We start from the raw sequence: 23,722 nt of genomic DNA, 5'->3' as shown, positions 1-23,722 counted from the left end.
TCAGGCGCCCACAGCCCGCAAGGCGGCAGGCTTGGTCAGGCTGGTGTTGACGCGCGCGAGCTGGCGCATCTCTGCAAGTCCGAGGAGATAGCAAACAACCGATTCGCCACCGCGGTTTTCGTTGGCACGATCGGGGTGCAATCCATCGCGGCAACTTCCAGTGTGCGAATCGACCAACGCCACCGACAGATCGTTGCTGCCGAGAAACCAGCCGAAGGCGCGCGCTGCCATGGCCTTCCATTCGGCATCGCCGCTCGCGCGCCAGGCGGCAAGGCAGGCTGCGATCGTCGCCGTTGCTTCCACGGGCTGCTGATCGAAGGCACGGGGACGTTGCCGCTGCTCGCCGAACCCGGCGGTGCCGACCGGCCGGAAATGACCTGCTGCTGTGGTTTGTTGCGTCATGAGCCAGCGCAGGGACCTCAATCCAGCATCGAAATATTCTGGCACTTTCGTCGCCACGCCCGTCAGCATCAAGGCCTGCGGCAGCCGCGCATTATCGTAAGCCAGCCCTTCTTCAAACCACACCCAGTCCGGCGTCTCGACACATGCCAGGCAGGACATCAAGCGGTCGGCAAGAGACAGCCGGATCTCCCTGGCGTGGAGATCGTCCGGCGTCACTGCGCAATAGGCGTCCAGGCCCAGAAGTATGAATGCCCACGCTCGCGGTGAACGAAAGCTCTCCGCAGTCGACAATGCCTCGGCGAACAAGGCAGCGGCCCATCGGCGCCGCGACGGGCTCAGATCACTGCGCGCGGCCTCGCCCAAGGCCCATAGCGTTCGCCCGTGGCTGTCTTCGGAACCTTTGTCTTCAAGCCAGGTTCGATTGAAGCCCATGAAGTTGCGAAACTGCCTGGTATCGGGGTTCCACGCGTGCTGCACGAAAGCCGCAAAGCGAGTCGTCAACAGCTCCGGCAGCGGCTGTTCGCCCGGATTGTTCAGCGCGCAGGCCAGCAGCAGTGCGCGGGCATTGTCGTCGACGCAATAGCCGTGCGCGCGATCGGGCACCGAATGGACCGCGTGCTGGAACAGGCCGGTATCGTCGCACATCGACAGGAAGTGGCCGATCTGCATGTCCGGCGGCGCGGGACTGCGGAGCTCCGGCGATCCTACGTCGGAGCGCGCGAAGAGCTTCGGCCGGTGCGCTTGCCGTGCAGTCTCGAAGACCGCCATGTAACGCTCGGCCGTGCGTTCCCATGTCATCGTTCGGCTCGCCGCGTAGGCGCGCCGCGACATCGCCTGCCGGCGAGCGTCATCTGTGAGCAACTTTGCGATTTCGTTGCCGATCGCCGAGGCGTTGCCGAAGGGCACCAGAACGCCGCATCCGTCTGCCAGCAGCTCGCGCGCGTGCCAATAGGGCGTCGAAACGACCGGCCTCCCCAGTCCGAAGCTGTAGGCCAGGGTCCCTGACGTCATCTGGGCTTCGTTGAGATAGGGCGTGACGTAAACGTCGCACATCGAGATGAATTCGAGCAGCGTCGCCAGATCGACGAACCGGTCGAGGAATACCACCTGACCGTCTATTCCGAGTTCGCGCGCTCGCGCCATCAGGCCCTCGCGATACCCCTCGCCCTGGTTTCGAACCAGGTTGGGGTGTGTTGCGCCGAGCACGACGTACACCGCATCCGCGCAGCGTTTCAGGATCGACGGCATGGCGTCGATCATGACTTCGATGCCCTTGTTCGGTGACAACAGCCCGAACGTCAGGATGACCGACTTTTCCTCAAATCCGAGCCTCGCCTTCGCTGCATCGGGCTCGACAAAGGCGACATCGGGAATGCCATGGGCGATGATCTCGATCTTGTCCTCCGGCACCAGATAGATATCGCGCAACAGCTCGCGCCCCTTGTCGGCCATTACCACGACCTTCGACGACAAATCGACGATGCGCTCCATGACCATACGTTGCCTGGCCGTCGGATCGGCCAGCACGGTATGGAACGTCGTCACCACCGGCATGGTAAGGCGCGACAGCAGCACGAGGATATGAGCACCGGCTTCACCGCCGAAAATCCCGAATTCGTGCTGCAGGCACACGATGTCGAACTGGCCGGCATTGAGGAAATCCGCGGCGCGCGTGTAATCTTCGAGATTGCCGTCCTTGATCTGAAAGGCGACCGCCAAGGGATAATCATAGACTTGACCGCGATCGGTCATCGCCACGATGCAGGCCTCAAGATCCGGGCGCGAAACCGATATCGCGTTTCGCAGGTCTGTCGTGAAGGTTGCAATTCCGCATCGGCGCGGCAACGAGTTGCCGATAATGGCGATACGGCGGGGCGGTGTCATGTCTGTACCTCGATGATCCGGCTTGATGTCGGAGCGTGCACGACGCCGGATGCGGCGGCAGATTTGGTCGTTCGTTCTGCGCAATCCTGCAGCAGGGCCGCAATTGGATCAGGTCCCGGATAGGCGATCAAAATACTCATCCCCTCCGGGCCAACCTCGATGCCGGCGCTGTCGGCTTCGGCAAAAATTGCGTCCCCGACGGAGGTAGCGGTCAACCCGATGCGCCCGCTCCCTTCGATCACAAGGATCCAGGTTTCCCGATCGGTATCGAGCGCCCAACGCGAATTCGCCTGAAGGTCGATCCGCTCAAGAACGAAATGCGGACTTGCGACGAGAACCTTCCGGACATCGGTGAGACGTCGTGGAGGCGATTGCGTTGGGGGTGGCCCCGCAACCGAGGCCGCCACGGCGCTATTCTCGTGCAGCTCGCGATTCCGGCCAAAGTCGAACAAACGGAATGTCGTATCGCTGCGCTGCTGGATCTCGGCGAGCACGATGTCGGCTCCGAGCGCGTGAATTGTGCCGGCGGGGACGAAGATGACGTCGCCCTGCACGACAGGATGCCATTGCGCCAGGCCGGCAATCGAGCCGTCCCTGATCGCTGCGCGCAAAGCCTGCGGCGTGAGATGTTGCTTTAGGCCCAGCGCAACCCGCGCCCCCGGCGCCGCCGAAAGGATGTACCAGGCCTCGGTTTTCCCGTTCGGCAGACCGAGGGCGTGCGCAAGCTCATCATCCGGATGAACCTGGATCGACAGGGGCTGGCTGGTGAACAGCAGTTTGAACAGGAGTGCCGGAATCGGCGCGCTCACGCCCGTACGCTCAAGCCACAATTCTCCCACCGGATCGGCGGAAGCGTCGATGCGGCTCCAGGGACGCAGATCGACACACCCCCACGGCTTGCGGGTGATCTGTATCGAGGCCTGCTCGATGGTCATCGATTGTCCTGACCCAAAACGCGCATGTCGAAACGACATGCCGCTGGTCGATTTCCGCTCAGACGGTTTGGCGTGGCTAAGACGTCGCGCTTCGCAACAGCGCGCTGTCACAACGATTCGATCACGACATCTGTTCCAATGGCCACTCTGACGCCCGGGAACAGCCTTTGGACTGGCTGCGCCCTCTTCGGCCGCCCTCGCTGTCTCCCGTTGCCGTGCAGGCGCTGTCACAAACCTCAGCAGCCGCGACAGATATTCTTCAGCTTGGCCGCGATTCGGGCGTCTTCCGCAATCAACGGATCCTTGTATTCAGCTTGCGGGGCGCTGTTATCGACCGCCCGCGGCTCCTTCAATTTCAGAGGAAACGCCGCGTCGTAACAGCTGAGGCGCGCGCCCGTGCTTTCGATCGCGCGGCAGTTCGGTTCTGCGGCGAGAGCGCCTTGAGCGAATGTGCCAAGCGCCAAGGCGAGAATAAGCGTCCTCATGCAGGTGCCTTTCCGTTCAGTATTCAAACTGAACATCCAATCATCTTTCCTTTTGCCCGCCGATTGGTGCCTTGCTCGCCTTCGGCCGAGCCGTGCTCCGGCGAGGTATCGACGCAGCCATTGAAAATCTGCCGGCGCTTCTTCACGTTTCGAGCTGATCGAACTCATCAGGCATCAGGACCTGGCCTCGCGGCGTGCATATCCGCACGTCCATATAGCCGTCCTGCAGAAGCTCCCTTGCCTTCGACAAAGCAGCAGCGATCGTCGCGCGGCCAAGGTTGACGCGGCCGAACTGATGATTTCCGCTGACCAGGTATTGGAGCTGCGTCGTCTTATCCATGCAAGGCGGCCGCAGCAGCCACCAAGAGCAGAAGAAATAGCGGGACGATCACCGGCGGCACGATCCAATCGGCCAGGCGAAATCGAGACACGTATGCTCCTCATCTTTTGGCGGGAGTCCTACGTTACCCTCAGTCACCGGTGAATGCCGTGGATGGACGGTGATGACGCGACTCTACGCTCAGGTCCGGCAAATAGCGAGCTTTTAAAACCTTGTGCGGCAACAGCGCCAGGTCCATGGCGCCCCGGACCACGCAAACGCCCTAGCTGCCTGAACGCTCCGTCAGCCGCGCGCGGATGTCCGGCTTCAGCACCTTGCCGACCTTGGAGCGCGGAAGATCGTCCCAGACCTCGATCTGCTTCGGCGTCTTGATGCTGCCGATCTGCTGCTTGACGAAGGCGGCCAGCACTGTTGCATCGATCTTTTGGCCGGCGCGCGGCTGCACCACCGCGACGATGCGCTCGCCCCATTTATCATCGGCCAACCCGATCACCGCGCAATCCTGCACCGCCTCGTGGGCGCGCAACGCGTTCTCGACCTCGATCGAGTAGACGTTAAAGCCGCCCGTGATGATCATGTCCTTGGCGCGATCGACGATGTAGAGATAGCCGTCGCCGTCGATGTCGCCGGTGTGGTGCCAGCCATGCGCCGAGGCTTCCGCCGTAGCCTGCGGGTTCTTGTAGTAACCCTCCATCACGAGCGAACCGCGGACCACGATTTCGCCGCGCGATCCGGCCGGCACGAGCTTGCCGTCGCCATCCATGATGCCGGCCTGTACCAACGGGCTGATCCGACCGGCGGACGATAGCCGCTGCATCGCGATCGTGCCGTCCGGATTGTAGTGATCGGCCGGCGCCATCATCGAGATCATCATCGGCGCCTCGGTCTGGCCGAACAGCTGCGCCATCGGCCCGATCCGCCGCAACGCTTCCGCAAGCCGCGCCGCCGAGATCGGCGCCGCGCCATACCAGAAGCATTGCAGCGAGCCGAGCTCGGCCGCGTCGAGCTTGGGATGATCGAGCAGCATGTAGATCACGGTCGGCGGCAGGAAGGTGTGGGTGACACTGTAACGCGCGATCAGCGCCAGGAACTCGCCAATGTCAGGGTGGTGCATGATCACGATGCGGCCGCCGAGCGTCATGATCGGAAAACACAGCACGCCCGCGGCATGCGTCAGCGGCGCCAGCGCGAGATAGACCGGACGGCCCTTGAACGGATAACCCATCAAGGTCAGCGCCGTCATCGCCTCGATGTTGCGTCCCGACAGCATCACGCCCTTCGGCTTGCCGGTGGTGCCGCCGGTGCCCGGGATCATGGCGAGATCGTCGATCGTGTCCCGTTCATAGGGATCGTCGGCGAGACCGCCCAGCCAGCGGTCGAACGACGGCGCGAACGGCAACTCGGTATCGAGGCAGACCAGCGTGCGCAGCCTGGCCAGGTCCTGCCTGACCGCCTCGACCATCGGTGCAAAGCTCGAATGGAACAGCAGCAGGCTGCAATCGAACTGATCGAGGATGAACTTGTTCTCGGCCGCCTCGTTGCGCGGATTGATCGGGCACCACACGGCAGCAGCACGCGAGATGCCGAACACGCAGGCGAACGCGAGCGGATCGTTGCCGGACAGGATCGCGACCTTGTCGCCGGGCGCGACGCCGGATCGGTCGAGCCCGCGCGCGATCCGGTAACTCAGCCTTTGCACCTCGCCATAGCTGAGGTCGCGTCCGTCCATGGTGAGACACGGCGCGTCGGCGCCGAGCGAGGCGCCCTTGTCGAGATAATCGATGAAGCGCATGGCGGGCCTCGCGCGAGAGGCGGGTGGCGCGAACAACCGCGCCACCCGCGATTGACTCAGTCGTGCACAGTCAGGACCGGCTTGCCGACAAGCCCGAAGCTGCGCAATTGCCCGAGCAGTTCGTGATGACCGAACGCCTGGCAGCCGGAGGCGAAGCCGACACGCTTGGGCGGCTGCTGCAGCAGGTGCGCCGCGGCATAGGCCTGCAGCATGCCGGTCTGCTTGTAGTTGCTGTTGCCGTAGATGACGCAGTGCGCGCGCCCCAGCGGGCCGGAGGCATACACCGAATCCATCGACTTGTTGACGCGCGGGTTCTCGCGCGGTGGCATGGTGTTCATCACGCCGGCAGCGGTCTGCGCCAGGGCTGCGTAGCGGTCGTCGGGGTTCATGTTCTTGGTCGCCTCCAGCGCGGCGGCGACGATCTGCGGCACGCCCAGCATCAGCGCGCGGTTGAACACGCCGCCCAGCACCTTCACGTTGGCCACGCGCGGATCGTGCTTGAACCACACCGGGTGCGAGGTGCCGCCCCAGGGCAGCGCCAGCGCCAGCTCGTGCTGGCCGGGGATCGCGAGGTTGTAGAGGCCGGCATCGGGCTGATGCTCGACATACTTGTTCTGCTCCAGGTAGTAGGCCTTGGCCATCGCGGCGTTGACCAGGATGGTCTGCGTCGAGGCGATGGTTGGGCTCCCGCCCCAGAACACGGCGATATCAAGCGTGTCGAGGCCGGGCGTCTCCAGGCAGAGCTGCGCGGCGATCTCGCCGGTGGTGTACATCTGCGCGATGCCCGGCGCCAACAGCAGGCCGGCATTGGCGAACCTTGTGCCAAACTCGTGTTCGAGCGTGATCAGCCAGTCCTGCTCGCCTGTCGTGTCGGTGTAGTGGCACTTGGCAGCCAGACAGGCCTGCACCACCTCGACGCCGAACTTGGCGAACGGGCCCACGGTGTTGAGCACCACCGAGGCGCCCTTGAACAATTCAGTCAGTGCGGCCGCGGTGTGCGGCACCGTCACCACCTCGTAGTCGGCGGTCTCGATACCGGCCACGTTCGACTTCATCGCGGCGTTGAGCTTCTCGGCGCTGCGGCCGGCGGCGATGAAGGGGATGTTGTACTCGCGCAGATATTCGCAGACCAGCCGGCCGGTGTAGCCGGAAGCGCCATAGACGATGACGGGCTTCTTCTCGCTCATTGCGATCCTCCGAAATGCTTGTTGTCGGCTTTGTTGCTACATGCCCATGCCGCCATCGACCGGCAGGCCGATGCCGGTGATGAAGCGGGCGTCGTTCGAGCACAGGAACACCGCGGCGTCTGCGATGTCGGAAACCTCGGCGAGCTTGCCGAGCGGCGTCTGCTCCACCACCGAGCCGACGGCGGCGTTGACGTCGGGCGCCAGACCGATCTTCACGATGTCATTGGCGAGCTGCAGGCCCATGTCGGTCGGGATCAGGCCGGGATAGATGCAGTTGACGCGCACGCCGTAGCCGAGCTTGCCGGCTTCCATCGCCGCGACCCGCGTCATGCGGTCGACCGCGGATTTGGTGCCGGAGTAGACGGCGATGCTCGGGAACGCGATCGTCGCCGCAACGGAAGCGATATTGACGATCGCGCCGCCCTTGCCGGCGGCGCCGCCCGGCCGCATCGCGCGGAAGGCGTGCTTCATGCCGAGCACGGTGCCGACGATATTGACGTCGCACATGCGGCGCGCGTCCTCGGCCTTGATCTCGCTGACCAGCGAGGTGATCTCGATGCCGGCATTGTTGATCAGGATGTCGTAGCCGCCGAGGGTTTCGATCGTCGCGGCGGCGGCCCGCTCCCATTGCGCGTCGTCGGTGACGTCGAGCTTGACGAAGCCGGTTTTCACGCCGGCCTTGGCGATCTCGCCGGCGGTGTCTTTGCCGGCGCTTTCAAGAATATCGCCGATCATGACCGCGGCGCCGGACCGCGCCAGCGCCTGCGCGATCGCCGCGCCAATCCCCCGGGCGCCGCCGGTGACCAGGGCTTTCCTGCCTTCAAGGCTCTTCGCACTCATGACGTAGTCCTCCCTTTGCTTGGTGATTGATCGGTGCTGTGGCGATCGGCGGCACGGCCTGCGGCCTTGCGCATTCTCTGCGCACTGGTGGTCGCGGCCGGTCGGCGGGCGCAGCGTTGGCGCGCCCGGCGGTGCATTTCCTCCTGATGTCGTTAGGTCAGCCGTCTTGACGGTTGTCCAAATTATTGCGCCAACCCTCGTCCAGGAGCTTGACACTTGTCAAGCCTGAATTTGACAAGTGTCAAATAGGATGGTGTGAAGGGATGGAGCGTGCCGCGGTCCGCGCGGTATAGTCTCAGCAAGGAACAGTCAGACGAAAGGCACGAGATGGCGCGGCAAGCGACGGGAGCGGCCCAACGCGTGGCGGTGGCGGCCGAGGCGCTGCGCGACGAGAAGTTCAATGCGCGGCGCATCGAGCTTGCGGAAGCCGCGCTGGAAACGCTCGGCGAGCTCGGCTTCGCGCGCACCAGCCTGCGCGAGATCGCGCAGAACTCCGCCTTCACGCACGGCGTGTTTCACTACTACTTCAGCGACAAGCTCGACCTGATCTGCTGCTGCGTCCGTCACTACAAGGCGAAATGCGTGACGCGCTATGACGAGGTGGTGACGTCGGCGCAAAGCCGCGACGAATTGACCGAAGGTTTTCTCGCCAAGCTCGCGGCAACGTTGCGGGACGAAGCCCGCATGCACCGGCTCTGGTACGATATGCGCTCGCAGGCGATGTTCGAGCCGGCGTTTCGCAAGGACGTGCTCGAGATCGACAAGAGCCTGGAAGATGATCTGGCGCATCGCCACGCGCTACGCCGAGCTCGGCGGCAAGCAGCCGGCATCCTCTCCGGCCGCGCTCTACGCGTTGCTCGACGGCCTGTTCCAGAGCGCGCTGCTCAGGCACCTCGCCAACGACGAGATGGCCGTTCCGGATCTGCTCGACGAAGTCCGTCGTCTGCTGCCGACGATCTGCTGAAACGATTGCGAATCTTTCGTAGCCCGGATGAAGCGCAGCGAAATCCGGGGCTACGCGGCAAAGATCGCAGAATGGCTCCAACCTCCCCTTGAAAAGGGGAGGTCGCTTTGCTCGTCAGAGCAAAGCGGGTGGGGATCTGCTCTCTCCGCAAACACCGTTGTCCGCGACTGACCCCCATCCCGACCTTCCCCCTTTCAGGGGGAAGGAGAAGATGAGGATGCCTCGCTGCATGCGTGCTACGGATTGAATGCGACAGTGCTTTGTTGCGCGGACGCGCAATAAAGCACGTTTGCCGTGATGACAGTCGCCCGAATGCGAAATGGGTTCGCGAATGCGAATGATTACGCCGCGCTCGCCGGCGGCAGTGCGAGCACCGAGTAGATCGCCTGCGCGTCGCGCGAGGCACGCAGCTTCTTGGCGACGTCCTGGTCGCGCAGCAGGCGGGCGATCCGCGCCAGCGCCTTGAGGTGGTCGGCACCGGCGCCTTCGGGCGCCAGCAACAGGAAGATCAGATCGACCGGCTGGCCGTCCATCGCCTCGAAATCGATCGGGCGCTCGAGGCGGGCGAAGAAGCCGAACAGCTTCTCCAGCTTGGGCAGCTTGCCGTGCGGAATGGCGACGCCATAGCCGACCGCCGTGGTGCCGAGCTTCTCGCGCTGCAGCAGCACCTCGAAGACGGCGCGCTCGTTCTGCCCGGTCAGAGCCGACGCGCGCGCGGCAAGTTCCTGCAGCGCCTGCTTCTTGCTGATGACTTTTAAAGCCGGGAGAATCGCCTCGGGTGCGACCAAATCGGTAATCGGCATTGGGACGTTCCGAGGTGAATGAACCGTCAGGTTGCGAAATAGGCTTTACAGCGGCGGCGTCAAGAAGTTGAGGTGGGATGCGGGCTTAGCCCGGGTCCAGCTGGCAGGGCTTCTACTCCAACGTATCGGCGGTGCCAACACCTGCGAACCCTGTTCCGCCCCCTTATTCCTGGAGGCGGCGGACCATAAGCAGGGCCGGCTTCGGACGTCAATGCCATCTGCCAACTATCCTCAAGGGCTCACCGCGGGCGGGTCGACCCAGCCGACATTGCCGTCCGTACGGCGGTAAATGATGTTCACCCGGCCGCTGCCGCCATGCTGGAACACCAGGCAGGAGGCGCCGGACAGGTCGAGCTCCATCACCGCTTCGCTGACCGACAGCCGCTTCAGCGCGGTGGTTGCCTCGGCAATGATCACCGGGCTGTATTCGGTGACCTCGTCGTCGTTCTCGGGCGCCTCGATGACGTAGCTCGGCGCGTCGAGCCCGACGCCGTTCAATTCGGCAAGCGCCGCGTTGGCGGCATAGGTCTTGCGGTGGGAGCGATCCTTGAGCCGGCTCTTGTAGCGGCGCAGGCGCTTCTCGATCATCAGGAGCGCAACATCCGCGCTGGCATAGGCGTCGGCGGCGTTGGATTCGGCTTCCAGCGTGATGCCGGAATCCAGATGCAGCGAGCAATCGGTTCGGAAGCCGAAGCCATCTTTGCTCAGCGTGATGTGACCCGAATAGTTGCCATCAAAATACTTTCGCAGGACCTCGTCGGTGCGCTCGCTGACGCGCGCGCGAAGCGCCTCGCCGATGCTGATGCTCTTTCCCGAGATACGAAGGGTCATTTGATGCCTCAATTGCTGGATGCCTCGATCACTCTTGCAGGAGCATGATGCTTGCTGGGATTCCGGTCACCTTCCTTCCTGGACGACGCTTCACCTGGAAAGGTTGAGACTATCGCGATTTGACGCGAACGCAACGAGCGCATGGTCCGGTCCGTACTTGGACGGGGTCATGCTCAAAGAGTAACCTAAACGGGGGCTGTATCGCGCGACCGGTCGGACGAGGAGGCGGGAGCCGAAAGGGCGTTGCCAAGCATGCTCTGTTTATCACGGCGGCGCTGCACCGAAGATGGGATCCGCATCGCTTCGCGGTACTTCGCGACGGTGCGGCGGGCAATATCAATGCCCGAGGCGCGCAAACGTTCCACGATCGTGTCGTCCGACAGGATCGCCGACGGCGCCTCGCCGTCGATCAGTTGCTTGATGTGGTGACGCACCGCTTCGGCCGAATGCGCCTCGCCGCCGTCGGCGGACGCGATCGAGGCGGTGAAAAAATACTTCAATTCAAAACTGCCGCGATTGGTCGCCATGTATTTGTTGGCGGTGACGCGCGACACCGTCGATTCATGCATCTGGATCGCATCCGCCACCGCCTTCAGATTGAGCGGCCGCAAATGCGCGACGCCATAGGTGAAGAACCCGTCCTGCTGGCGGACGATTTCAGTCGCGACCTTCAGGATGGTGCGGGCGCGCTGATCGAGAGCGCGCACCAGCCAGGTCGCGTTCTGCAGGCAGTCGGTGAAGTACGACTTGTCACCGTCCTTGCGGATCGTCTTCGACAATTCAGCGTAATAGGTCTGATTGACCAGCACGCGTGGCAGAGTGTCGCTATTGAGCTCGACATGCCAGCCGCCGTCGGGTCCAGGACGGACATAGACGTCGGGCACCATGGTCTGCGTCCGCGCGGTGCCGAACTTCAGACCGGGCTTCGGATCGAGCCGGCGGATCTCCGCGATCATGTCTGTGATGTCTTCGTCGTCGACGCCGCAGAGCTTTCGCAAGGCCGCGATGTCACGCTTGGCGAGCAGGTCGAGATGCTCGACCAGCGCCTGCATCGCCGGATCGTAGCGATCGAGTTCGCGCAGCTGGATCGCCAGGCACTCACTCAGGTTTCGCGCACACACCCCCGGCGGATCGAATTTCTGCAGCACCGCGACGACCTCGTCGACCGCCTGCTGCGACGCACCGAGCCGCTCGGCGGCCTGGCCGAGATCGGCGGGCAAATAGCCGGCGTCGTCGACCAGGTCGATCAGATACTGCCCAATCATGCGCTGCGCCGGCGCCGAGAACGCCACCGCAAGCTGTTCGGCGAGATGGTCGGTGAGCGTCTGTTCGGCGGCCACGAAGGCTTCGAGATTGTACTCGTCGTCGCTGGAGGCGCCACCGCCCCATTCGGTATAGACCGAGGGTGGCGCGTCCTGCGCGGCGCGCGCCGCCGCCTCCGCCGGCTCCTCGGAGAACACGTTGTCGAGACCGGTATCCAGCGTCTGCTCGATCTCGGCGCGGGTGCCGAGGTCGCGGTTCATCCATTCCTCCTGGCCGGGCTCGAAGGCGGTCTCGCCGCCCGAGCTTGCCGCCATGTCGGAATGGTCGCCGTCATCCCCGTAGCTGCTGGAACCTTCGGAATCGCCGTAGTCGGACCGTTCCATGGCCGGCTCGCCCGCCACCGGCGGTTCCGGCCCGTCGGCGGCGCGATCGAGCAGCGGGTTGCGTTCCAGCTCTTCCTCGACAAAGGCCGACAGATCGAGGTTCGACAGTTGCAGCAGCTTGATCGCCTGCATCAGCTGCGGCGTCATCACCAGCGACTGCGACTGGCGGAACTCTAGTCTTTGCGTCAGCGCCATGGAGGCAAGAACGACCCTAACAGTTGGCTCGATTCTTGCTTATCTTAGTCCGCGAAGCTTGTATACGGCTTGACGGATGCAATTTTTGGGGTAAGCGCGACCAGCAAGAGTGAACGCCCGGTTTTGCGTCAGATCGCGCGTCAGATTCTCTAATTAGCGCATGATCTTGTCGCCAAACCGCTTCACACTTTGGCGGATCATGCGCTAGAGACGGAATTCCTCGCCAAGGTAAAGCCGACGTACATCGGGATCATTAACGATCTCCTCCGGGCTTCCCTCAGTCAAGATCTCACCGGCATAGACGATGTAGGCGCGGTCGGTCAGGCCGAGCGTCTCGCGGACATTGTGGTCAGTGATGAGGACGCCGATGCCGCGGTTGGTGAGATGGCGGACGAGATCCTGGATGTCGCCGACCGCGATCGGGTCGATGCCGGCGAACGGCTCGTCGAGCAGCATGTAGTTCGGGCGTGTCGCCAGCGCGCGCGCGATCTCGACACGGCGGCGCTCGCCGCCGGACAGCGCGATCGACGGGCTTTTGCGCAGCCGCGTGATGTTGAATTCGTCGAGCAGCGAATCGAGCTCATGCTCGCGCTTCTTCTTCGAGGGCTCGACGACCTCGAGCACGGCACGGATGTTCTGCTCGACCGAGAGGCCGCGGAAGATCGAGGCTTCCTGCGGCAGATAGCCGATGCCGAGGCGCGCGCGCTGATACATCGGCAGCTTGGTGACGTCGTGGCCATCGAGCTCGATCGCGCCGCGATCGGCCTTGATCAGGCCGGTGATCATGTAGAACACGGTGGTCTTGCCGGCGCCGTTGGGCCCGAGCAGGCCGACCGCTTCGCCGCGGCGCACATAGATGCTGACGCCGCGCACGACCTGCCGGCTGCCAAAACTCTTTTCCACGCTATGCACAGCCAGATAGCCCGGCCGCTTGATCAGCTGCGGCGCAGCCGGAGCGCTGTTCCTCGCGGGCCGCGCACGCGCCGGCGCTGCAGCGGGCTGCGATCGCGGCAACTCGACGTCGGGAACGGGGGCGGCGCGCGCCATCGGCGGCGCGTCGCGCACCGGTGACGTCAGCATCTCGCCGAAGGAATCGCCGAGCGCCGTGATGTCGTCATGCGAGCGCGCAAATCCGGTGCTGCGTTTCGCAGGGCGCCGCCGGAACATGCCGAGAAAATCCACCATCCCCGCTTCGCTTCAGCCTTTCACGGTAATCCCGCGACTTTGCCTGCGGACCAATCGATTCGCACGCGAAGGCGCAAGCATGATCCGGAAATCTGGATTCCGGCCTCCCCTCGCGACAACAGCGGACGCGTTTGCGCGGAGATCATGCTCAAACAACACGGCAAAGCGCGATCACCCGCGCCTTGAATGAATGGATGCCCCTGACCGGCCAACATGGCTCCCCCTCAAGGCGCATCGTTCGGCCGGACCGCTGCAGTAGATACAGCCTCACCCCGCGCGCTTCAACCTCGCGGCCGCAAAATATTATCTAATGCATTGATTTATCTTGATTTTGGTGGTTTGGCGGAAGCTGACGGGGGGCTTACTTGTGCCGTCGGCGCCGGCGCGCCGCTGCAGTCTTGCCCCTGAGCGACCATGGCTTGCACCCTGCCGGTGTCGGATTCCACGCGCGAGACGCCGGTCGTCATGTCCACCAGCAGGCGATCGCCGCGCACCACGTTCTGGCACTGGGTCAGCACCACCTGGCTGCCGCTACCGCCGAGCATGGTGATCAGATTGGTCTTGGTGTCGAAGATCGCGGTCGTGCCGGTGACGACCTGATCCTTCTGGGTCACGACGACGTCGCCCTTTGCCTCCAGCCGCTTGATCGAGGACGCGCCGGCGGGGCCGGGCGTCGCCGGTTGCACCGCAGGATCCTTGGGCGCCCCCTTGGCCGCGGGTGACCCCGGGGCAGTCGCCGGCGGCTGGGTCGATTTATCCTCGTAGAACACGACCAGGATCTTCGAGGTCATGGTGGTGTCGCCCTGCACGACCTTCACATTGCCGGAGAAAGTCGCCTCCTTCTTCTTGTCACGCATTTCGAGCACGGCCGCCTCGATCTTGACCGGCTGGTTGCGGTTCTGCGCGAAGCCCTGCATGGCATTGGGCACCGACGCAGTGCCCTGTCCGCGCGCGGTGTCGGACGCCGTCAGAGCGAGGACGGCGACGATTGCGGCGCGCGAAAGCAGCATCGGAATGACGATCCTCGCGCCACCGGCGCCTATTTTGGTTTGCCCGGGATGAGCTGAAGCGGCGACGGGGCAGCTGGGGCGGCAGGGGCCGCGCCGGGGGCAGCCGGCGCTGGGCAGCCGCCCTTGCCGCTCTGTCCGCCCTGCGACTGGATGAACAGGCCCTGCACCTTGCCGCTGCTGGATTCCACCCGCGAGACGCCGGTGGTCATGTCGACCAGCAGGCGGTCACCGCGCAGCACGTTCTGGCACTGGGTCAGCACCACCTGGCCGCCGGCGCCGCCGAGCATGGTGATCAGATTGGTCTTGGTGTCGAAGATCGCGGTCTCGCCGGTGACGACCTGGTCCTTCTGGGTCACAACGACATCGCCCTTCGCCTCCAACCGCTTGATCGAGGACGCGCCGCCGGGGCCTGGTGTCGCCGACTGCATCGGCGCAGCACCCTTGGCGGCCGCGGCCTTGCCGGCCGGCGCAGGTGCCGGCGCCTGGGTCGACTTATCCTCGTAGAACACCACCAGGATCTTCGAGGTCATGGTGGTGTCGCCCTGCACGACCTTCACATTGCCGGCGAAGGTCGCCTCCTTCTTCTTGTCGCGCATTTCGAGCGAGGCCGCCTCGATCTGGATCGGCTGGTCGCGGTTCTGCGAAAAGCCCTGCATGGCGTTGGGAACGCCGGTCATCGTGCCCTGCGCGGACGCAGGGCTCACTGCGAACAGCGCGAGCAGAAAGGCCGCCATTGCGATGCCGTGCGGAAAACGTCTCATCATCAAAATCATTTCGTGTTGGCGGATTTGCGCGCCTTCGGTGGCGGCGGAGGAGGCGGCGCGGGCTCGGCAGGCGGGTTGTTGTCGCCGAGCTTGTCCAGATTCATCACGACATTACCTTCGAACCGCACCAGCTCGCCGCTGTTGTAGATGCGCAGGCGATCGGAGGTCAGCGTGCCCTCGAGCAGCTTGACGTCGACATGCTCGTCCGACGACACATTGCCCTTGTTGATGTCGACGAAGGCCTGCGTCAGCTTCGCCTCATAGCCGGTGGACGATTGCAGGAAGATATCCTGGCGCAGGTCGAGCAGTTGCTTCTTGTTGTCGAAGAAGCCGGTGCGCGCATCCATCGTCACCGTCGACTGATCCTGCTGCGCCACCTTGGCGCGGATGGTCTTCAGCTCGACATGGTCGGGATCGGTGACGTCCTGGATTGCCGCCTTGGCCCACATCTCATAGGGCCGCCCGTCGGTCGAGAAGCCGGCGATATGCGGCGATTCCATCGTGATCTTGGTGCCCGACACCACGAGGTTGTCCATCTCGAGCGGCAGCTTGGGGATCACGTCGTGGAATGGATTGAACACCGAGATGGAGATGATCGAGGCCATCGACAGCCCGACCACCGCCGGCACCGCGATGCGCAGGATCCGCACCATACGGCTGTGCCGCGCGGCAGCGGCAAAGCGCGCCTCGAGGCCCGTGACATAGGCTGGATTCTGAACCGAATTCACCTGAGCTCCAGAGGCGCGAAATCGCCCCTATTCTAGCCGGAGCCGCCCAAATATGCAGCCGGGACCCGGCGTCGCGCCCCCCAAGCCGACTTCAACCCGGACCACGCGTGAACAGTTTGGCCGAAACGGGGCGGAATCGCCCCTGCTGCGACGAATTCGGCGCCCATTATGAATGGGCGAAAATGTCCTCGGCCTCCCAGCCGTCGAGATCGAGCCTGGCGCGCGTCGGCAGGAATTCGAAGCAGGCCCTGGCGAGATCCGTCCGTCCCTCGCGCGCCAGCATGACATCGAGCTTGTCGCGTAGCGCGTGCAGGTGCAGCACGTCGGAGGCGGCGTAGGCGAGCTGGGCCTCGCTCAGGCTTTGCGCGCCCCAGTCGCTCGACTGCTGCTGCTTCGACAATTCGACGTTCAGCACCTCGCGCACCAGATCCTTCAGGCCGTGGCGGTCGGTGTAGGTGCGCGACAGGCGCGAGGCGATCTTGGTGCAATAGACCGGCGCCGGCATCACGCCGAAAGTGTTGTAGAGCACCGCGACGTCGAACCGCGCGAAATGGAAGATCTTGGTGATCTTGGGATTGGCGAGCAGCGCCTTCAGGTTCGGCGAATCGGTGTGTCCCTTCGGAATCTGGATCACGTCGGCGGTGCCGTCGCCGTTCGACATCTGCACCACGCAGAGCCGGTCGCGATGCGGATGCAGTCCCATGGTCTCGGTGTCGATCGCCACCGAATCGGTGTAGCGGGACAGATCGGGCAGGTCGCCGCGATGCAGGCGGATGGTCATGCTGTCAAAAACCTCGTCGAATCGCTGTCGGGACAGGCTATCGCTGGCACAGTTGGTTCACGGTGTAGCGCCATTGTGCAGCGGAGACAATGGCTTGCTGCCCCACACCGTCCGACGCCGGCGCACCGCTACTGCCAGCTGACGCGCAGCCCGAACCGGCCGGTGATGTCCTCGCGATGCATCGAGTCCACCGAGGTCGTATAGCCCGCGCTCGCATAGGCGCTGACCGCGCGATTGAGCTGCGCGGAGACGCCGGCGCCGATCTCGACCGCGGTGCCGCGGCTTTGCACGCCGATCAGGTCTGTCGTGGCGAAGGTGATGCTGCGGTCGTTCGCGGCGGTGTGCCAGAGATTGGCCTCGAGATAGGGACGCAGTTCGGCGGTGCCAACCGTGAAGGTCGCGGGAACGCGGACCCCGAGCCGGCCAGTCAGCGTATCGGCGCTGCCGAGTGCGACGCTGGAGAACATGTCGTTGAAGCTGTCGAACGATTGGCGTTGCCAGATCAGCTGCGCCTGCGGCTCGATCGCGACAAACCGATTCAGTGGGATCGGTACCCCTGCTTCCAGCGACGCCGCGACGCCGGTGCCCGACACACGCGCGCCGACCTGGCGATCCGATTGCGGACTTGCACCGTAGAAGCTGCCCATCAGAATGGCGTCGACATACCAGCCCGAGGGCCCGATATGGGTCCAGTAGCCGCCGACATTCTGGCTGTCGATCGAGAGCGTGCCGGTGCGGACATCATTCAAGCCGAGCGCAAAACCGTTAACGGTGCCGCTGGCCCAGCCATAGGCATAGAAGAAGCCCGCGCGATCATGGTGATCGGGCGCGGACTGAAAGCGCAGGATGTCGACACCGACCTGCACGCCGGCCATGGTGCCGTCGAACGAGGGGCTGACCGTGCCGGCCCAGCCCTGTGAGCTGTGCGAGCCATAGGCGCGCGCCCACGCCGCCGGCTGTTCACCGCCGCCGGTCAGCAGGGCCTGATCGCCCTGGCGCTGATGGAAGGTGCCGAGCGTCGCGAGCCCGAGCTTTTGCGCGACCTGCGGCAGCGCCGAATAGACCGAGGCTTCCTCGCGATAGAGCTCGACCGGCGCGGCGCCCGCCGGCGGCGGCGTCAACGCCGACACGTCGGGCGCGAGCGGCGTCGATGGCGGCGGGACCACATCGGGCGATGTCGGCGGCGGCGGTGGGGGCGCAAGCGGCGGCGCAGGCGCAGCCGTGCCGGGCAACAACGTTGAGCGCAGATACCAATTGTCGGCGCTGCCGGCGGACACGCCACCGCGGAACAACAAATATTCGTGCGCGCCGGCCACGACGGCGTTGGTAAGACCGAATGCGCCTGCCGCCGTGGTGCCGCCATTGACGGCCTGCACCACCATGATTCCGTCGGCGGTGGTGAGCGCGCCCGCGCCACCGGCATTGGTGACGGTGACGGCAGTCGAGCCCGACGCATTGCCGCCGGAGATGACGAGACGATCCGACGGCGAACCGTCGCCACCGAGCACAGTGCGCAGAAAGAGCCCGCCGCCATTGCCGACATAGTTGCCCGCGATCGTCAGACTGTTCGCGGCGGCGGCGCCGCCATTGGTCAGGTTGATGACGCCGGCATTGGTGACGGTAACAGGCGGTCCGCTCGGAAACGGCGTGATCGACGGGTTGGCGCCGTTGCCTGCCAGCAGGCTGGTGCCTGATGCAATCGACACATTGCCGGTCAGCGACGTCTGCAGCGTCAGCGAGCCGCTGTTGATGAAGGTGTTGGCGAAGCTGCCGGTGCCGGCCCAGGTCCAGTCGGCACCTTCCATCGTCAGCGTCTGGAATCGCGTGAACGGGTTGTTCACCGTGCCGCTGCCCTGCAGCCGCACCTGGTTGTTGCCGCCGCCGCCATCCGCGAGGCCAACGATCTGCGAGCCGGTTTGCAGGATCATCGTCACCGCACCGCCGCCGCCCGCGAGCGCAGTGCCGCTGTTGCCGGCGATCAGGCCGGCATTGACGATGGTGGTGGCGCCGTTGAGCGTGCGGATCGCGGGCCCCGACTGGCTGATGATCCGGCCGCCGGCGAGATTCTCGATGCGGGCGGTGAATGACGATCCCGCGGTGTTGGAGAATACGCCGTCGGCATTGACGCCGCGCGCCTCGATGGTGCCGCTGTTGCGCAGCACGCCGGCATTGCCTTGCATGAAAACGGTGTTGTTGGCGGTGCCGCCGGCATCGCCGCCGGTCGTCAGCAGCGTGCCGGTGTTGGTCATGTTTGCGAACTGTCCGGCGGAGAAGATCGCACGCGCGCCGGCGCCCGCCGTGGTGATGGTGCCGCTGTTGGTGAAGCTGTTGCTGTCGCCGGTCTGCACATAGAGGCCGTGCGACTGCGGGCCCTGGGTCGTGATCGTGCCGGTATTGATCAGCGTATTGTTGTTGTGTTGCGTCAGACCGGTGATGGCAAGCCCGCGCGAGGTGCCGTTCTGCGTCGTGATGGTGCCGTTGTTGATCAGCGTGTTGCCGTTGCTGCTGGCGGCGATCGCGTTGCTGCCGGCACCTGTGGTCGTGATCACACCGGACGCACCGTTGGTGAAGACATTGCCGTTGCCGCTGCCGAAGATTCCGGTGCCGCCGCCGCTGATCGTCAGCGTGCCGTTGTTGGTGGCGGTGCTGCCGGCGACAAGGCCGATCGCGGTCGCTCCGGCGCCCGGCGTGATGCCGGCGCCCTGCAGCACGTTCACGGTGACGTTCGAGCTGCCGGCCGCGGCCTGCACGCCGACGGCTGATGGATTCGGCGCAGCGGTCGAGCAGGTCACCGTCTGACCGCTCACCGGCGCGAGACTGTCGCAGGCGGCGAACGCCTGCGACACGGACAGACAACAGCCGCCACCCAAAGTGCACGACAGGATCGCCGCGAGCCGCGATGAAACCATGCCCTTCTCCAATATCGGCGCGAACCCGAGCCCCCGGCCTCGCGCCCTCTGCTACCCCCTGCCCCGCTCTCAGCGTCGGCTGATCGCTCCGTTCAAGCTTGAGACAATTTGCAGCGGTCTGTTGCGCCATCGCCACAGATGGAACCATGAGCTGCATCGTTCCGATTCACATCCTTGACGTGCGTACGCTTTCAAGGTTGTGAAGACCACCACTCACCCGTTGCAGTTATCGTCCGACACAACCGGAAACAATTGCCGTTGCGGGCCGGACGTCCGGCTGTCCGCGTTTTCGCGCCAGTTTCCACGTGATGCGCACGGCCAAGCCATTCCTCAAGCTCGCGATTTCGATGGAACTGTTGCCCGCGCGCCCCATGAAATCCTCCCGCGCCCTCCCTATCTGTGGCCAGCCCCACCCAGCCTCGCAGTGAAATGAGCCTCATGTCGGAACAGACCATTGCCGCGCCGATCGACGACGACCAGCAGGAGCGCGGCTTTACGCGCTATCAATCGTTCCTGATCGCGCTGCTTGCCTTCACGCAATTCACCCTGATCCTCGACTTCATCATCATGTCGCCGCTCGGCGCCATCCTGATGCCGTCGCTCAACATCACGGCCGGGCAGTTCGGCGTCGCGGTGTCCGCCTACGCTTTCGCCGCCGGATTTTCCGGCATCCTCGCTGCCGGCTTTGCCGATCGCTTCGACCGCAAGCGGCTGCTGCTGTTCTTCTATGTCGGCTTCATGCTCGGCACCGTGCTTTGCGCGGTGGCGCAGAATTTCCAAGTGCTGCTGCTCGGCCGCATCGTCACCGGCCTGTTCGGCGGCGTGATCGGGTCCGTCGTGCTTGCGATCGTCACCGACCTGTTTCCGCTGCAACAGCGCGGCCGCGCGATGGGCGTGCTGCAGACGGCGTTCGCCGCGAGCCAGGTGCTCGGCGTCCCGGCCGGACTTTTCTTGGCCAATCACTGGAACTGGCACATCTGCTTTGTCGCCATCGTCGGCCTGTCGATCGCGGCAATCGCCGTCATCGCGCTGGTGATGGAGCCGGTCGACGGGCATCTCAAGCTGCAGCACGACAGCAATCCGTTCCGCCATCTGGTCGCAACCGTCGGGCAGCCGCGCTACACGCTGGCTTTCCTGGTGACGACGCTGCTGGCGACGGGCGGCTTCATGCTGATGCCGTTCGGCAGCGCCTTCACCGTGCACAATCTCGGCATCGACATCGTCCATCTGCCGACGATCTATCTGGTCTCCGGCCTGTTCAGCATCCTCATCGGGCCGCTGGTCGGCCGCGCCAGCGACAAATTCGGCAAATATCCGACCTTCGCGTTCGGCTGCGTGGTGTCCGTCATCATGGTGCTGATCTACACCAATCTCGGCCAAGTCTCGCTGCTGACCGCCATCGTCGTCAATGTGCTGATGTTCGTGGGCATCTTCTCGCGCATGATCCCGTCACAGGCGCTGATGTCGGCGATCCCCGATGCCAGCCAGCGCGGCTCGTTCAGCGCGGTCTCAGCGTCCGTGCAGCAGCTGTCGGGCGGGCTGGGCTCGGTGTTCGCGGCGGCGATCATCGCCGAGAACCCGGACGGTTCGCTGCTGCACTTCGACCGTCTCGGCTACATCGTCGTCGCCACGACCCTGATCTCGCTGACCGCGATGTATTTCGTGCAGCGGCCGATCGCGCGCCGCGCCGGCCGGCGCATCGTCTGACGGGAGGTGCCGGGCGGTTGACGAAGTTCGGTAGCTACATTTGAAGCAAGGAAACGAGAGGAATTGTGCAGAATGCTTTGTCAAGCAAGACCTTGCGAAGTTGCTGCGCAACGCCGCGAAGCTTCGGGTGGAGCTCCACCAACCGCTTGGTGCGGTCCACCGCGGACATCACTCCGGCGGCCTGTCGGCCGAGCCTGGTGAGCGGAATGAAACTGTCGAACAATGGCTCGTCGTCCTTACAGAACAGCCGCTTGTATTCATGCGAGCCGAGGCCGAAGTCGAAGGCGCGATACTGCCGGCCGGCAAAATGATGGATGATTTCCTGCATCAAGAGCAGGCCGGGGCTGAATTTCGCATTGTCTGACAAAGTGTAGGTGTTGAACATCGTCGAGAAGCGGTGGCCGTCGGCAGCCAGGGCGAAGATCGCGATCACTTCCTCGTCGCATTCGAGCGCATGGATTTCGATGGCACGGCCGCCGTGGGGCAGCTTTGTCATGCAAGCGGTGCGGATGAATGTCTCCACGGCGCGTTCGGCGAACACATTGGACAGCTTCCGCTCGGCCAACCGCTCCGACTTCACGCGGAAGAACCAGTCGAGCAGACGGGCGATGTCGGCGTCGGCAGAGGCGACGTGATAGCGGTAGCCGGTCAGCTCCAGCAGTTTGCGCTGCTTGAGCTTCATGCGGCGGGAGGGATTGCCGATCAGGTTCGCGGCCGTTGCGCCCGGCTCGATTGTGCGCATCGGGCAGTTGAAGACCGGGGGTTCATGAGGCAGCAGCGCCAGCGGATTTTGCACGTCGCGCCACTGCGCCGGCTGTTGGCGCAGCACCAGTACGTCGGCCTCGTCGCGCTTGGCGAGCATCGCGATGACTGCGTCGAGATCGGCCTTCGTGGCACCGGCAGCGAACTCGCGATCCCACAAGCCTATGTTGAAGGTTGCGTGCTCGCCGCCCATGAAGCTCGCGCGGCGCACCCCCAGCGCTGTTTGCAGAGCAAGCGGCAGCAAGCCCCGTGGTTGGGCGTCGCCGTCACGCATAACAACGATGAAAGGCGATAATCCCTCGCGCTCACCGACCTCACGCTGCCACGGGGCGAGGAAGTCGAAGCGCTGAAAGGGCGTGATGGAATGGTTGGAGTTCTCGAGACTCCGCCAGATAGCCTCGGCGGCGTCGAGATCGTGGACGATGTCGACGGTGGCGATGCGCGCTGGTTGAGCCCGCGCCGCGTGGCTTTCGATCGCGATCATCCCCTAGCCCTGTCGTAGTGCATAGTCCCAGCGCAGCTGAGGCCGTCCGGTCGGCGCGCCATCTGAGCGTAATTCGATGTCGGGACAAAAATGGTAAAGTGTCGCAGGACGAGAGAAGGGGGGTTACCTCCATCGTTTACCTGCTGGTCATGAGGCTATCGGTTCCGTTTTGGCTACACCGACCGTCAGGCTCCATGTTGACAACGGAACGACGTATTCGGCGGCCGCGTGGTTAACACACCTCACGGTCCATCTCGTGATATCATGGAGCGAAGGTGGACCGCTCAGTGCAACCCGGCATTATCGAAATTGCGATCGAGCCTAAGTCGCAAGCCGACCATCAGAGGCTTAAGGCTGCACTCGCCGAGCTGACCGCGGAGGATCCCTCCTTCCGCGTGTCGACCGATCCCGAGTCCGGCCAGATCATCCTGAGGGGCATCAGCGAGCTGCAGCTCGACACCAAGATCGACCTCTTGAAGCGCGTCCCTGCGCCGTGCCACGATTCAGAATCAAAGCGCGCACAGCGACAACGTCGTCATCGCGGCAATGGTGCCGCTGATGAACATGTTCGGGTACACGAATGGCCTGCGCGTGGCAGGCCGGGGCCGCGCGACCTTCACCATGCAATTCGATCACTACGCGCCGGCGCCGCCGAACGATGATGACCCGCCGTTTGGTCCTGCGGTTGGAATGCGCGCCTAGACTCGTTTTGGTGGCCGCCGGAGGCGTTGATAATGAAGATCGGGGACAGAGTTGAAGTCGTGGCTGTTCCGGAGGCGCTGCCGGAAGACATGGAGACGCGGGCACTATTCATGAGGTGCCTCGGCCGCCATTTTCCAGTCGTCGATCTCAAAGGAGACCTGGTCGAACTCGAAGTCGGGGAGGTCTTGGAGGAGCCAAGCTACATGCACTCCATTTGGATCGAACGAGACTGCGTCCGCGTCGTCTAACGGCTCGGAAATGAGCAACCGACCACGGGTATAGCGCGGAGGGCCAACGGTATAATCGCCGTCTCGCCCCACCCTCGGCGGGTTACGGCCTCGCCGCACCCACCCCTGTGGATGCTGAGCGATTTCAATCGCTTAAAA

Annotated in this window: 21 protein-coding genes and 1 pseudogene; 5 read left to right on the top strand and 17 right to left on the bottom strand. The window is 64.1% G+C overall.

Annotated features, from left to right (window positions below):
• From V5279_RS00585 to V5279_RS00555, 7 genes are all read right to left on the bottom strand, one after another.
• A complete protein-coding gene (locus V5279_RS00585; protein WP_338694198.1) occupies positions 1 to 2,286 on the bottom strand; it encodes a glycosyltransferase family 4 protein in 2,286 nt (761 codons plus the stop codon).
• Entirely contained in the window at positions 2,283 to 3,221 is a 939-nt protein-coding gene (locus V5279_RS00580; RefSeq protein ID WP_338694196.1) for a class I mannose-6-phosphate isomerase, read from the bottom strand. The genes V5279_RS00585 and V5279_RS00580 overlap by 4 nt, the downstream gene beginning before the upstream one ends.
• A 236-nt stretch (positions 3,222 to 3,457) precedes the next feature.
• Positions 3,458 to 3,874 carry a hypothetical protein gene (locus V5279_RS00575; RefSeq protein WP_338694194.1) on the bottom strand — a complete coding sequence of 139 codons (417 nt, stop codon included), beginning with the start codon at positions 3,872 to 3,874 and terminating at the stop codon, positions 3,458 to 3,460.
• Positions 3,849 to 4,046 carry a hypothetical protein gene (locus V5279_RS00570; protein ID WP_166212812.1) on the bottom strand — a complete coding sequence of 66 codons (198 nt, stop codon included), beginning with the start codon at positions 4,044 to 4,046 and terminating at the stop codon, positions 3,849 to 3,851. Before V5279_RS00570 ends, V5279_RS00575 begins: the two co-directional genes overlap by 26 nt.
• 262 nt (positions 4,047 to 4,308) lie before the next feature.
• Positions 4,309 to 5,838, bottom strand: coding sequence for an AMP-binding protein (locus tag V5279_RS00565; RefSeq protein WP_338694190.1), 1,530 nt, complete (start codon positions 5,836 to 5,838; stop codon positions 4,309 to 4,311).
• Positions 5,839 to 5,894: 56 nt separating this feature from the next.
• Positions 5,895 to 7,025, bottom strand: coding sequence for a DUF5938 domain-containing protein (locus V5279_RS00560; RefSeq protein ID WP_166300099.1), 1,131 nt, complete (start codon positions 7,023 to 7,025; stop codon positions 5,895 to 5,897).
• Between the two features lie 36 nt (positions 7,026 to 7,061).
• Positions 7,062 to 7,865: an SDR family NAD(P)-dependent oxidoreductase gene (locus V5279_RS00555; RefSeq protein ID WP_166300101.1), complete on the bottom strand. Its 804-nt coding sequence runs from the start codon at positions 7,863 to 7,865 to the stop codon at positions 7,062 to 7,064.
• Positions 7,866 to 8,192: 327 nt separating this feature from the next.
• On the opposite strand from V5279_RS00555, the gene V5279_RS00550 reads away from it, so the two are divergent.
• Positions 8,193 to 8,921, top strand: coding sequence for a helix-turn-helix domain-containing protein (locus V5279_RS00550; RefSeq protein WP_338694186.1), 729 nt, complete (start codon positions 8,193 to 8,195; stop codon positions 8,919 to 8,921).
• A gap of 249 nt (positions 8,922 to 9,170) precedes the next feature.
• Here V5279_RS00550 and ptsN read toward each other — a convergent pair whose 3' ends face one another.
• The 9 genes from ptsN to V5279_RS00505 all read right to left on the bottom strand — a co-directional run bounded on the left by ptsN (position 9,171) and on the right by V5279_RS00505 (position 19,681).
• Positions 9,171 to 9,632: a PTS IIA-like nitrogen regulatory protein PtsN gene (ptsN, locus tag V5279_RS00545; protein ID WP_029082506.1), complete on the bottom strand. Its 462-nt coding sequence runs from the start codon at positions 9,630 to 9,632 to the stop codon at positions 9,171 to 9,173.
• Between the two features lie 231 nt (positions 9,633 to 9,863).
• A complete protein-coding gene (hpf, locus tag V5279_RS00540) occupies positions 9,864 to 10,463 on the bottom strand; it encodes a ribosome hibernation-promoting factor, HPF/YfiA family (RefSeq protein WP_166300105.1) in 600 nt (199 codons plus the stop codon).
• Positions 10,464 to 10,648: 185 nt separating this feature from the next.
• Complete coding sequence (gene rpoN / locus V5279_RS00535; protein ID WP_338694184.1) at positions 10,649 to 12,304, bottom strand: RNA polymerase factor sigma-54; 1,656 nt, start codon at positions 12,302 to 12,304, stop codon at positions 10,649 to 10,651.
• A gap of 204 nt (positions 12,305 to 12,508) precedes the next feature.
• Complete coding sequence (gene lptB / locus V5279_RS00530; protein ID WP_166300181.1) at positions 12,509 to 13,489, bottom strand: LPS export ABC transporter ATP-binding protein; 981 nt, start codon at positions 13,487 to 13,489, stop codon at positions 12,509 to 12,511.
• A 320-nt stretch (positions 13,490 to 13,809) separates the two neighbouring features.
• Positions 13,810 to 14,499 carry an LptA/OstA family protein gene (locus V5279_RS00525; protein ID WP_338694181.1) on the bottom strand — a complete coding sequence of 230 codons (690 nt, stop codon included), beginning with the start codon at positions 14,497 to 14,499 and terminating at the stop codon, positions 13,810 to 13,812.
• A 29-nt stretch (positions 14,500 to 14,528) separates the two neighbouring features.
• Positions 14,529 to 15,272 carry an LptA/OstA family protein gene (locus tag V5279_RS00520; protein ID WP_414645886.1) on the bottom strand — a complete coding sequence of 248 codons (744 nt, stop codon included), beginning with the start codon at positions 15,270 to 15,272 and terminating at the stop codon, positions 14,529 to 14,531.
• Positions 15,269 to 15,991 (bottom strand): LPS export ABC transporter periplasmic protein LptC, encoded by a 723-nt coding sequence (lptC, locus tag V5279_RS00515; protein ID WP_338694179.1) that lies wholly within the window; start codon positions 15,989 to 15,991, stop codon positions 15,269 to 15,271. The genes V5279_RS00520 and lptC overlap by 4 nt, the downstream gene beginning before the upstream one ends.
• Positions 15,992 to 16,157: 166 nt before the next feature.
• Complete coding sequence (locus V5279_RS00510) at positions 16,158 to 16,772, bottom strand: ribonuclease D (RefSeq protein ID WP_166300175.1); 615 nt, start codon at positions 16,770 to 16,772, stop codon at positions 16,158 to 16,160.
• 128 nt (positions 16,773 to 16,900) lie between these two features.
• Complete coding sequence (locus V5279_RS00505) at positions 16,901 to 19,681, bottom strand: autotransporter outer membrane beta-barrel domain-containing protein (RefSeq protein ID WP_338694175.1); 2,781 nt, start codon at positions 19,679 to 19,681, stop codon at positions 16,901 to 16,903.
• A gap of 438 nt (positions 19,682 to 20,119) precedes the next feature.
• Here V5279_RS00505 and V5279_RS00500 point away from each other — a divergent pair, with 438 nt between their 5' ends.
• Entirely contained in the window at positions 20,120 to 21,388 is a 1,269-nt protein-coding gene (locus V5279_RS00500; RefSeq protein WP_338694173.1) for an MFS transporter, read from the top strand.
• 34 nt (positions 21,389 to 21,422) lie between these two features.
• Here V5279_RS00500 and V5279_RS00495 read toward each other — a convergent pair whose 3' ends face one another.
• A complete protein-coding gene (locus tag V5279_RS00495; RefSeq protein WP_338694171.1) occupies positions 21,423 to 22,634 on the bottom strand; it encodes a GNAT family N-acetyltransferase in 1,212 nt (403 codons plus the stop codon).
• A gap of 299 nt (positions 22,635 to 22,933) precedes the next feature.
• Here V5279_RS00495 and V5279_RS46865 point away from each other — a divergent pair.
• From V5279_RS46865 to V5279_RS00485, 3 genes and pseudogenes are all read left to right on the top strand, one after another.
• A pseudogene (locus V5279_RS46865) lies at positions 22,934 to 23,116 on the top strand (hypothetical protein); the annotation flags it as partial.
• 64 nt (positions 23,117 to 23,180) lie between these two features.
• Complete coding sequence (locus V5279_RS46860; protein WP_371261198.1) at positions 23,181 to 23,336, top strand: hypothetical protein; 156 nt, start codon at positions 23,181 to 23,183, stop codon at positions 23,334 to 23,336.
• 32 nt (positions 23,337 to 23,368) lie between these two features.
• Entirely contained in the window at positions 23,369 to 23,584 is a 216-nt protein-coding gene (locus V5279_RS00485) for a hypothetical protein (protein ID WP_338694170.1), read from the top strand.
• Positions 23,585 to 23,722: the final 138 nt, after the last annotated feature.

Origin of the sequence: Bradyrhizobium sp. 26S5, from assembly GCF_036923295.1 — a bacterium.
In the GTDB taxonomy this organism is placed as follows: Bacteria; Pseudomonadota; Alphaproteobacteria; order Rhizobiales; family Xanthobacteraceae; genus Bradyrhizobium; species Bradyrhizobium septentrionale.
This window is presented reverse-complemented; position numbering and strand designations above follow the sequence as displayed.